Raw genomic sequence first — 9,898 nt, forward strand, 5'->3', positions numbered from 1 at the left:
GGGGAAGCACGGCCGGGGGATCCGGTTCGGGACGGGACGGCGGGTGCGCCTGGGGAGGCCGCGCCCAAGCCGTCGGAACCGGATCCTCCGGTGCCGGTCGCACCGCGTCCGGTGCCCTTGCGGGAGGCTCCGCTCAAAGGCCGGGTGGCCGTCGGGTAACAAAGTGGTGCGGCTCGGTAACGAAGTCGTTCCGGACGGCAATCCGCCTCGCTTCACCCTGGGAACGGCTGGATAAGATCGCCGGGCTGTAAGAAGGATCATGTTGCTACGGGGTGAAGTTTCCGATGAACGACACGAACACCGCGCAGACCATGTCTGCCGACACACACGAGGCCTCCGGTCACGGCAAGCACCGGGGCCCGGTCTCGGCCCAGGACGGCGATTCGGCCGCCCACGGCCGGCACCGCAAGCCGTCCGAGCAGTCCGAGCAGTCCCGGTACGCGTCCGTCTGACGACACGTCAGGCGCCTTGCGTCACCGAGCACGACACGGCCCCGCCCGTCTTCCGACGAGCGGGGCCGCCGCGTTTCCCACCGCTCCTACGACTCCTGCGCTCCGTCCGGCTCCCGCTTGAGCCCGAGCACCTCCGCCGCCGCGAACGTCTCGCCGTCCGGCCGCCGCGCGTAGTGCGGAGTGAGTACGGCGTCCAGTTCGTCGTAGCTGAAGACGTCCTGCTTGCTGTCGAACTTGGCCTGGACGTGCGGGCGTTCGACGATCGCGACCATGCCGCCGTGGACGACCAGCAGCTGTCCGTTGACGCGTTCGGCGGCGGGTGAGGCCAAGTAGCCGACGAGCGGGGCGACATGCTCGGGGGCCAGCGGGTCGAGGCCGTCGTCGGGCTCCTGGAAACCGGCGAAGACGTCCTCGGTCATCCGGGTGCGGGCGCGTGGGCAGATGGCGTTCGCGGTGACGCCGTACTTGGCGAGGGCGAGGGCCGTGGAGGTGGTCAGGCCGACGATTCCGCCTTTCGCGGCCGCGTAGTTGGGCTGTCCCGCCGAACCGGCGAGGTACGCCTCGGAGGAGGTGTTCACGATCCGGCCGTACACCGGTGCGCCGCTCGCCTTGGACCGCTCGCGCCAGTGCGCGGCGGCGAAGTGGGTCGTGTTGAAGTGGCCCTTGAGGTGGACCCGGATCACCGCGTCCCACTCGCCCTCCGTCATGGAGAAGACCATGCGGTCGCGCAGGATGCCCGCGTTGTTGACGAGGATGTCGAGCCTGCCGAACTCGGCGATCGCCAACTCGACCAGTTCGGCGGCCTGTTGGAAGTCGGCCACGTCCCCGGTGTGGGCGACGGCCCGGCCGCCCGCCTCGCGGATCTCGGCGGCGACCCGTTCGGCGGGGCCCGCGGAGGCCTCACCGGAGCCGTCCCGGCCCGGTTGTCCGTAGTCGTTGACGACGACGGCCGCGCCGAGCCGGCCGAGCTCCAGCGCCTCGGCCCGGCCGAGCCCGCGTCCGGCGCCGGTGACGATCGCGGAGAGGCCCTCAAGTGGCAGTGACGTCAAGGTCCTTTCAGACGACATCAAGGTCCTTTCAGCACAGGGGTATCGGGGTCAGATCTCGATGCACGTGCGCAGGGCCGTCCCCTGGCGCATCTGGTCGAGGGCCTCGTTGATGTCGGCCAGCGGCACGCGGTGGGTGATCAGGCTCTCCAGGTCGACGCGGCCCGCCCGCCACAGGGCGATCGTGCGCTCGTAGGAACGCAGCACGTCTCCCCCGCCGTACATCGAGGGCAGGATGCGCTTCTCGTCGAAGAACAGCTCGAACATGCTGAGTTGGAGGTAGTCGTCGAGGGCGCCCGCGCCGACGACGACGAGGGTGCCGCCGCGGCGGGTGTTCTCGTAGGCGGTGCGGGCGGTGGCGGAGCGGCCGACGACCTCGAAGACGTAGTCGAAGCCCTCGCCGCCGGTGACCTGTTGCTTGGCGTCGGGCAGTTCGTCCGGCGAGATCGCCCTGGTGGCACCGAACTTGAGGGCGGCCTCGCGGCGGGAGGCGACGGGGTCGACGGCGACGATCTCGGCGGCGCCCTTGAGCCGGGCGCCCTGGATCGCGGAGATGCCGACGCCTCCGCAGCCGATGACGGCGACCGACGAACCGGCCTCCACGTCGGCGGTGTTGAGGGCGGCGCCGAGTCCGGTGGTGACCCCGCAGCCGATGAGGGCGGCGATGTCGAAGGGCACGTCGTCGGGGATCGGGACGGCGCAGCCCGCGTCGACGACGACCTCCTCGGCGAAGGTGCCGGTGCCCGCGAAGCCGAAGACATCTCCGCCGGGGCGCTTGAAGTTGGGGGTGCCCGCGTTCATGAACCCGGCCAGGCACAGCTGGGTCTGGCCGCGCTTGCAGGCGGGACACACTCCGCAGGCCGGCAGCCAGCAGACGACGACCCGGTCACCGGGCTTCAAGTGGCTGACGCCCTCGCCGACTTCGAGGATCTCGCCCGCGCCCTCGTGCCCCGGGACGAAGGGCGCGGGCTGTGGCAGTACGCCGGCCATCGCGGACAGGTCCGAGTGGCACAGCCCCGTGGCGCGCACCCGGATCCTGACCCGGCCGGGCCCGAAGCCCGTCGCCTCGACGTCGTCGAGGACCTCCAGTTTGTCCTGGCCTATCTCGTGCAGTACGGCTGCGAGCATGATGCGGCTCCCCTCAACTCGGGCCTGGCTCAAGAGTGTTCGGCGGTCATTCGGGGTCAGGAGTGTTCGACGGTCGTGTCCGCGAGGACGGGTGCGTCGTCCCGCTCGACGGCGCTCACCGCGACCCGCACGGTGCCGGCTCCGGTGTCGTCCTGCCGCCACATGCGGATGCGCAGCGTCTCGCCGGGGAACACCACTCCGGCGAACCGTGTGTCGTAGGAGCGCACCCGGCTCACATCGCCGTCGAGCAGTGTGTCGACGACCGCCTTGAGCGTCATGCCGTAGGTGCACAGGCCGTGCAGGATGGGCCGGTCGAACCCGGCGAGCTTGGCGAACTCGGGGTCGGCGTGCAGCGGGTTCCAGTCGCCGGAGAGGCGGTAGAGGAGGGCCTGGTCCTCGCGGATGGCACGCTCAACCACCTTGTCGGGCTCGCCCGTTGGCGGTTCGAGGCGGGCGGAGGGGCCGCGGTCGCCGCCCCAGCCGCCCTCTCCCCGTACGAAGATCTGCGCGTCGTTGGTCCACAACGGACCGTCGGCGTCGGCGACTTCGGTGCGCATGACGAGGACGGCCGCCTTGCCCTTGTCGTAGACGGCGGCGATCTTGCCGGTGCTGATCGCGGTGCCCTGGGCCGGGATCGGGCGGTGCAGGCGCAGGGACTGGCCGCCGTGCAGGACGCGGGCGAGGTCGACCTCGACGCCGGGCATGGACAGGCCGCTGATCACGCCGGGTGAGCCGTTGCCCGCGACGGTGGCGAAACTCGGCAGGACGTGCAGCCGGGACTCCAGGGTGTAGCGCAGCTCGTCGGGGTCGGTCGCGGGGGTGCCCGCGCCGAGGCCGAGGTGGTAGAGCTGGACGTCCTTGGTGGTCCAGGAGATCTCGCCGGTCCGGGGTTCGGCCGCGAGGGCCTGGGCTGCGTCGATGGGCATGGGGCTCCTGATCGCCGGTGGTCGAAGACCTCGGTGCGGCCGTCCGCACCGTCGGCCGCACCGAGGTCGTCACGGGCCGACCTAGAACGCGTTCCAGTCCGGCGCCCTTCTGTATAGCCGAGCGCCCCGCACTTGTGAAGGCTCCTGACGGTGCGTCAGGTGGGTGTCGGCACCGGCGCCCGTACCGGCATCTGTTCCGGCGTCCGTTCCGGCACCCGTGACATTTGTCCTGCCCGAGTCCGTACATGCGCATCTGCCGGGCGAGGGGCGCGGATCCGTAGCGTCGTAGCCATGACACAGACAGGTGGGGCGGCGGGTGGGACGGCAGGCGGGACGTCGGACCGGTCAGAGCGTGCCGTGTCCTTCGCGGGGGCGGTCAAGACCTTCGGCGCGGTGCGTGCCGTGGACGGTGTGGACCTGGAGATCGGGCGCGGCGAGACGGTCGCGCTGCTCGGCCGCAACGGCGCGGGCAAGTCGACGGCGATCTCGCTGCTGCTCGGGCTGAACGCGCCCGACGCCGGCACGGTCGAACTGTTCGGCGCCGCCCCGGAGTTGGCCGTACGGAACGGACTCGTCGGAGCCATGCTCCAGGAGTCGCGGGCGGTGCCCCGGGTCACCGTCGGCGAGCTGGTCGCGTTCGTCGCCGGGCGCTATCCGGCGCCGATGCCCGTCGCGCGGGCCCTGGAGCTGGCCGGTATCGGCGAGCTGGCCGGGCGGCGGGTGGACCGGCTGTCGGGTGGGCAGACGCAGCGGGTGCGGTTCGCCGTGGCGCTGGCCGGCAACCCGTCGCTGATCGTGCTCGACGAGCCGACCGCCGCGCTGGACGTGGAGGCGCGGCACGCGTTCTGGCAGTCGATGCGGGCGTACGCGCGGCGCGGGCACACCGTCCTGTTCTCCACGCACTATCTGGAGGAGGCGGACGCGCACGCCGACCGGATCGTCGTCATCGACCGCGGCCGGATCATCGCGGACGGCACCGGCGAGCAGCTCAAACGGGCGGCCGGCGGCAGCCTCGTCTCCCTCGACCTGGCCGGCCGCGCCACCGATGACCTGGCCCAGCTGCCCGGCGTACGGTCCCTCGAAGTCCGCGGCGACCGCGCGCTGCTGCGCACCGACGACTCGGACGCGACCGTGATCGCCCTGGCCGCCCGCAACGCGATCCGCGGCCTGGAGGTCACCCCGGCCTCCCTCGACGACGCGTTCCTGGCGCTGACGGCACGTGAACTCGAACCCGAACCGGAGACGGTGTGATGCGCGACTGCCTGCGGCTCACAGGCCGCCGGACCACGCGTGACCTCGGCTCGGTGACCGGCGACACGGCCACGACCCGCCGCCGCGAAGCCACCCCGGCTTCCCCGAACAGCACCTTCCCCGCCCGCACCTCCCCCGACACGGAGACCGTCCGATGATCGACTACCTGCGCCTCGAAGTACGCCGGACCCTGCGCGACGTCGGCTTCGTGATCGGCGGTGTCGCAATGCCGGTGATGATGTACCTGCTGTTCACGAACCTCGGCGGTGACGACAGCGGCTACAAGGCCACGGCGATGGTCGGTATGGCCGCCTACGGCGCGGTCGGGTCCGCGCTCAACACCGGTGGCGGGGTCGCCGAGGACCGGGCGATCGGCTGGCTGCGGCAGTTGCGGGTGACGCCGATGACCCCGCGCCAGGTCGTGATCGGCCGGGCGCTGACCGGTTCGGTGACCGTGCTGCCCGCGATCGTCGCGGTGCTCGCGGCGGGCGGCCTGGTCAACGGCGTACGGCTGGACGCCTGGCAGTGGGCGGCGATCGCGCTGCTGCTGTGGCTCGGCTCGATCCCCTTCACCCTGCTCGGCCTCGGCAACGGCTACGGGCTCACCTCCCAGACCACCGGCGTCGCGAACATGGCCTGCAACCTGGGGCTCGCGGTGGTCGGCGGCCTGTGGTTCCCGGTCAGCCTCTTCCCCGGCCGGCTGCGCGCGGTCTCCGACTACACCCCCACCAACCGCTTCGCCGAGCTCGGCACCTCCGTCGCCGACGGGCACGCCCCGGCACTCGGCGCGATCGTGGTGCTGACCGCTTGGCTGCTCGCGTTCGGTTCGTACGCTGTGCTGGCGTACCGCCGGACCGGGCGGACCGTGTGACCGGGGGAGCGAGAGAGATGTCCTGGATGCGAGGGATCACCTGCCAGGTACGGCAGTGGCGGGCCGCGCGGGCCCAGTGGAAGGCCGACATGGCGGAGTTCAAGGTCGCGCAGAAGGAGGCCCGCCGCAGGGGCGAGTTTCCGGAGAACCCGGGTCCGCCGCCGACCGGCTTCACCCTGCTGCCCTGGCTGCTGATGGGCATGGGCTCCTTCTCCAACCTCCTCCAGGGCAAGACCCCCAACCCCTGGATCGGCGGCCTGGGCCTCTTCGCCTTCAACTCCCTCTACATCTATGTGGTGTTCCGCTCCTTCGTGAAGGAGAAGCGCCAGGCGGTCTCCACCCTGGTGGCGCTGATCGTGATGGGTCTGATCACCTGCGGGCTCGCCCTCGGCTACGGCGGCAGCTGGCTCTACTTCTTCCCGCTGCTCGGCCTCGCCACAGGCGCCGTCGTGCGCGGCCCGCGCCTCGGTCAGGTCGGCCTCGCGCTGACCGCACTCGCCGCCGCGGTCTCCGTGTACCGGGCGGGCTGGGCCGCGATCAACGTCGCCTACGGCACGTTCCTATCGACGATGGTGACCGCGGCGATCCTCTCCCTCTCCGAGGCCGTACGCGAACTGCGCGCCGCCCGCGAGGAGTTGGCCCGCCGCGCGGTCGAGAAGGAGCGGATGCGGTTCTCCCGAGACCTGCACGACCTGCTCGGGCACACCCTGTCGGTGATCGTCGTGAAGTCGGAGGCGGCCCGGCGCCTCGCACCCCGCGACATGGAGGCCGCGCTCGGCCAGATCACCGACATCGAAGCCGTGGGCCGGCAGGCGCTCACCGAGATCCGCGAAGCGGTGACCGGCTACCGCGAGGGCAGCCTCGCCACCGAACTGGACCGCGCCCGCTCCGCCCTGTCCGCCGCCGACATCGACCCGGTGGTCCGCCAGTCGGGCCCGCCGCTGACCCCGCAGACCGAGGCCCTGCTGGGCTGGGTGGTCCGCGAGGCGGTCACGAACGTCGTACGGCACAGCGGCGGGACCCGCTGCGAGATCACCCTCGACGGCGTCCTGGACCGCGCCCGCCTCACCGTCGCCGACGACGGCGCGGGGGACACGGGGGCGGCGACCGGTGCCGCCGAGGGCATCGGCGGCACCGGTCTGAAGGGGCTCGCGGAACGTCTCGCGGCGGCGGGCGGCTCCCTGCGGGCCGGCCCGTCACCGCACGGCGGCTTCACGGTCACCGCCGAACTCCCGGTGGAAGCCGCGGAGTTGACGTCCCATGTCGTGGCTACGGCGCCCAGGGAGCAGTGACGGCCCAGCTCACGTCGTCCGTCCACGAGGTGGCGTTGTCCCAGGTGTTGGAGCCGCCGTCACTCGCTATGTAGACGTTGAGGTTGTAGTGCCGGATGAACTTCGCCGGGTAGTTGTACGACGCGAACGAGGTGCCCGTGCCGCTCTTGCCGGTCGACGCGCAGAACGTGGCGTCCTGTCTGAACTGCGTTGTGCCGACCATGGGTTGTCGGTAGAGCTGGTAGTTGTAGTGCCGCAGGAAGTCACCGGGGTAGTTCCGTGACTCGAACGAATAGCAGGAGCTGTCGGCGAGGCCCCTGCGGACGATCCAGGTCGCGTCGCCCTTGTCGAGTGCCGAACTGCTCGACGTGACGGCCGAGACGACCGCCGCGTTGTTCTGGTGGCGGATGTAGTCGGCGGTGCAGCACGAGGTGGTCGCGCGCAGCGAGATCTCCGAACCGGCCGCCAGCGTCCCGGTGGTACCGGTCGAGCCGCCGTAGCCGACGGACACGATGTTCGCCTGTACGGAGTTGTCGGCGGCGTCCGTCGGTATGCCCGCGGTCATGACGCCCTCGAAGAACGAGCCGATGGAGCCGTTGCTGTTGTCCCCGCCGGTGCCCAGGACGATCGCGCCCTCCTGATGCATGGGCGAGTAACCACTCGCGGTGGGTTCACCCCCGGAATAGGTGGTCGTGAGACTCCCCGACTGCGCGTTTCCGTATTTCAGCGCGAAATGGTCCTGACCGTTGTTTTTCAGCAAAGCGGTGACGAACGGTATCGCCCCGGTACCGGTGTTCGCCGTGTTCTTGCTGTACCCGGAGTCCGATTGGAACAGCCCGTTCTCCAGGTCGGCCTGCACCCAGGGGCCGCTGCCGTAGCAGGGGGCGAACCAGCACTCCGTACCGAAGTTGATCGCGTCCATGTGACCGTTGCCGGTGTCCAGGTTGTTGGTCTCCGCGTTGCCGTAGTCGAAGCAGCAACTGCCGTTGACGTGGGTGCCCGAGGTCACCATGTACATCCCCTCGGCGGCGCCGTTGGTGGCCACGCCCGAGGTGGAGTTGTCGCGGTAGCCCATGCCGGCCGAGATCTCCAGGCCGTAGACCTGATGCCCGCCGACGGTCACCGGCAGCGCGTCCGCGGGCGCCCCGACATCGGCGGCGCCGGCCCCGCCCGCGCCCTCGATCGTGAGGTCGTTGTGGCGCGCGGACTGGTCGTAGATCTTGGTGATGATGCACGTCGTACCGGCACAGAACGAGTCCTGCGCCGCCGCGTTGGCATACCCCCCGGCCGCCAGCAGGCCGACGTTCGCGGTGGCGCTGTCGGAGGCCCGCTGCACCTGGTACAGCGAGCCGCTGTACGACGAGTAGAGCGCCCTGACGAGACTGTGCGCGGCGACGCAGGGTGTGCCGGCGGTGGCGTAGATGTCGCACGGCAGCGAGGTGGCGGCCGAGGCCTGCGGAACGCCGACGGCCAGCGCGACGACGGTCACGAGCGCGGACAGTGCGGCCAGGGTGGCGTTTCTCAGCCGGCGCGGCCGGGTGCGGAGGAATCTCAGGAACACGGTGCACCTCTTCTGTTGCGGGTAGGGCGGTGCGGGTGGAGTCGGGTACTTGGAGTTGGACCACGAACGACTCTGGTCGATATACCGAACGCTGTTCGATCGATATGCCGAACCCATTCGCGATCGAAATGTCGAACTGCCGAAAGTTTGTCGAAAGGTTTCCGGAATCGGCCCGGTACGGGAAATTCCAAGGGGATTGCGGAATGCCGAGGCGATTGTTTGCCCGCAGCGGGGGACCGTCAAGACTCGCGGACGCGAACAATGAAGAGTTTTTGATAACCGCCCCGGGTCTCCCCGGGCCTTACCCTTGCCCCGTGGATGAGATGCCCCGGGATCACCGGCCCGCCAGATCCGTCAGAGTGCTGCTCGCCGAGGACCAGGGCATGATGCGCGGCGCCCTCGCCCTGCTGCTCGGCATGGAGCCGGACCTGGAGGTCGTCGCCCAGGTCGGGCGGGGTGACACGATCGTGGACGCCGCCCTGACCCACCGCCCCGACGTCGCCCTCCTCGACATCGAACTCCCCGGCATGAGCGGCCTGGACGCCGCCGCCGAACTCCGCGAACAGGCCCCGGACTGCCGGGTGTTGATCCTCACGACCTTCGGGCGCCCCGGCTATCTGCGCCGGGCGATGGAGGCGGGTGCGGCGGGTTTCCTGGTGAAGGACGGTCCGGTGGAGGACCTGGCCGCCGCGATCCGCCGCGTCCTGACCGGCGAGACGGTCATCGACCCGGCACTCGCCGCCGCCGCGCTGAGCGCCGGCCCGAACCCGCTGACCGCCCGCGAGTGCGACGTCCTCAAGGCCTCGGTGGACGGCGCGACGGTCTCCGACATCGCCACGAAACTCCACCTCTCCGAGTCGACCGTCCGCAACTACCTCTCCTCGGCGATCGGCAAGACAGCCACCCGCAACCGCATGGAGGCGATGCGGGAGGCCCGGCAACAGGGCTGGCTGTAACCCCCCTGTTCCCCCGTCCTACGCTCCGGTCCCCCTGCGGAACAACGCCGTCCAGAGGAAGTCCTCCCCGAACCACGGCGACCCGTCCGGTTCGTCGCGCATCCGACGCAGCTCGACCACCTCCAACTCCCCGAATATCCAGCGCAGTTCATCAGCCGTGTAGGCCAACCCACCCTGAAGCCCGGAGCCGCGGTAGAGATCGATATCGGGCAACTCTGACCCCATGCCGCCGGCAGCGAAGCAGGTGAGCGCGAAGTACCCACCGGGGGCGAGGACTTGGTCCAGCAGGGCGAGGTAGCTGACGCGCCGCCGCAGACACGTCGACGAACGCCGCCCGCGCTACGAGGTCGACCCCGCCCAACGCCGCGATCTCACCGAGCGGTTCCTCGCCGCGGCGGCCGAGGGCGACCTGGCGGGCCTCATGGAAATGCTCGCC

At 70.6% G+C, this 9,898-nt stretch carries 10 protein-coding genes and 2 pseudogenes; 7 read left to right on the forward strand and 5 right to left on the reverse strand.

Features of this window, described 5'->3' with window-relative positions:
- The first annotated feature begins 284 nt into the window (after positions 1–284).
- Positions 285–452 (forward strand): hypothetical protein, encoded by a 168-nt coding sequence (locus tag ACNFOC_RS44235; RefSeq protein ID WP_416964661.1) that lies wholly within the window; start codon positions 285–287, stop codon positions 450–452.
- A gap of 86 nt (positions 453–538) precedes the next feature.
- Here ACNFOC_RS44235 and ACNFOC_RS44240 read toward each other — a convergent pair whose 3' ends face one another.
- Genes ACNFOC_RS44240 through chsH3 form a run of 3 tightly spaced genes read right to left on the reverse strand, consistent with a single transcriptional unit; the run spans position 539 to position 3,552 of the window.
- Positions 539–1,519: a 3-oxoacyl-ACP reductase gene (locus ACNFOC_RS44240; protein ID WP_416964662.1), complete on the reverse strand. Its 981-nt coding sequence runs from the start codon at positions 1,517–1,519 to the stop codon at positions 539–541.
- A 30-nt stretch (positions 1,520–1,549) separates the two neighbouring features.
- Positions 1,550–2,626, reverse strand: coding sequence for a Zn-dependent alcohol dehydrogenase (locus ACNFOC_RS44245; RefSeq protein WP_416964663.1), 1,077 nt, complete (start codon positions 2,624–2,626; stop codon positions 1,550–1,552).
- Between the two features lie 56 nt (positions 2,627–2,682).
- The gene (gene chsH3 / locus ACNFOC_RS44250) at positions 2,683–3,552 is read right to left on the reverse strand and encodes an enoyl-CoA hydratase ChsH3 (RefSeq protein ID WP_416964664.1); all 870 of its coding nucleotides are present in this window, start codon (positions 3,550–3,552) and stop codon (positions 2,683–2,685) included.
- 357 nt (positions 3,553–3,909) lie between these two features.
- Here chsH3 and ACNFOC_RS44255 point away from each other — a divergent pair, with 357 nt between their 5' ends.
- Genes ACNFOC_RS44255 through ACNFOC_RS44270 form a run of 4 tightly spaced genes read left to right on the forward strand, consistent with a single transcriptional unit; the run spans position 3,910 to position 6,966 of the window.
- A complete protein-coding gene (locus ACNFOC_RS44255; RefSeq protein ID WP_416964669.1) occupies positions 3,910–4,803 on the forward strand; it encodes an ABC transporter ATP-binding protein in 894 nt (297 codons plus the stop codon).
- Positions 4,803–4,961 carry a hypothetical protein gene (locus ACNFOC_RS44260; RefSeq protein WP_416964665.1) on the forward strand — a complete coding sequence of 53 codons (159 nt, stop codon included), beginning with the start codon at positions 4,803–4,805 and terminating at the stop codon, positions 4,959–4,961. Before ACNFOC_RS44255 ends, ACNFOC_RS44260 begins: the two co-directional genes overlap by 1 nt.
- Positions 4,958–5,674, forward strand: a complete 717-nt coding sequence (locus ACNFOC_RS44265) for an ABC transporter permease (RefSeq protein ID WP_416964666.1) — start codon at positions 4,958–4,960, stop codon at positions 5,672–5,674. The genes ACNFOC_RS44260 and ACNFOC_RS44265 overlap by 4 nt, the downstream gene beginning before the upstream one ends.
- A gap of 17 nt (positions 5,675–5,691) precedes the next feature.
- Positions 5,692–6,966 carry a sensor histidine kinase gene (locus ACNFOC_RS44270; protein ID WP_416964667.1) on the forward strand — a complete coding sequence of 425 codons (1,275 nt, stop codon included), beginning with the start codon at positions 5,692–5,694 and terminating at the stop codon, positions 6,964–6,966.
- On the opposite strand, the gene ACNFOC_RS44275 is transcribed toward ACNFOC_RS44270, so the two are convergent.
- Complete coding sequence (locus tag ACNFOC_RS44275) at positions 6,944–8,506, reverse strand: alpha-L-arabinofuranosidase B (RefSeq protein ID WP_416964668.1); 1,563 nt, start codon at positions 8,504–8,506, stop codon at positions 6,944–6,946. The genes ACNFOC_RS44270 and ACNFOC_RS44275 overlap by 23 nt on opposite strands.
- Positions 8,507–8,829: 323 nt before the next feature.
- Between ACNFOC_RS44275 and ACNFOC_RS44280 the strand changes: the two genes are divergently transcribed.
- On the forward strand, positions 8,830–9,462 hold the full coding sequence (locus ACNFOC_RS44280) for a response regulator (protein WP_416964670.1): 633 nt from the start codon (positions 8,830–8,832) through the stop codon (positions 9,460–9,462).
- Between the two features lie 18 nt (positions 9,463–9,480).
- On the opposite strand, the pseudogene ACNFOC_RS44285 reads toward ACNFOC_RS44280, so the two are convergent.
- Positions 9,481–9,771 (reverse strand): annotated as a pseudogene (locus ACNFOC_RS44285) (SAM-dependent methyltransferase); the annotation flags it as partial.
- Here ACNFOC_RS44285 and ACNFOC_RS44290 point away from each other — a divergent pair.
- Positions 9,767–9,898, forward strand: a pseudogene (locus ACNFOC_RS44290) (RNA polymerase subunit sigma-24); the annotation flags it as partial. The pseudogenes ACNFOC_RS44285 and ACNFOC_RS44290 overlap by 5 nt on opposite strands.

The organism is Streptomyces colwelliae, assembly GCF_048158785.1.
Taxonomy (GTDB): Bacteria; Actinomycetota; Actinomycetes; order Streptomycetales; family Streptomycetaceae; genus Streptomyces.

Bases quoted from the DNA above. Each gene is read 5' to 3' on its own strand.
- chsH3 (WP_416964664.1), bottom strand. From the start codon at position 3,552: ATGCCCATCGACGCAGCCCAGGCCCTCGCGGCCGAACCCCGGACCGGC.
- ACNFOC_RS44280 (WP_416964670.1), top strand. From the start codon at position 8,830: ATGCCCCGGGATCACCGGCCCGCCAGATCCGTCAGAGTGCTGCTCGCC.
- ACNFOC_RS44240 (WP_416964662.1), bottom strand. From the start codon at position 1,519: ATGTCGTCTGAAAGGACCTTGACGTCACTGCCACTTGAGGGCCTCTCC.
- ACNFOC_RS44245 (WP_416964663.1), bottom strand. From the start codon at position 2,626: ATGCTCGCAGCCGTACTGCACGAGATAGGCCAGGACAAACTGGAGGTC.
- ACNFOC_RS44235 (WP_416964661.1), top strand. From the start codon at position 285: ATGAACGACACGAACACCGCGCAGACCATGTCTGCCGACACACACGAG.
- ACNFOC_RS44260 (WP_416964665.1), top strand. From the start codon at position 4,803: ATGCGCGACTGCCTGCGGCTCACAGGCCGCCGGACCACGCGTGACCTC.
- ACNFOC_RS44270 (WP_416964667.1), top strand. From the start codon at position 5,692: ATGTCCTGGATGCGAGGGATCACCTGCCAGGTACGGCAGTGGCGGGCC.
- ACNFOC_RS44265 (WP_416964666.1), top strand. From the start codon at position 4,958: ATGATCGACTACCTGCGCCTCGAAGTACGCCGGACCCTGCGCGACGTC.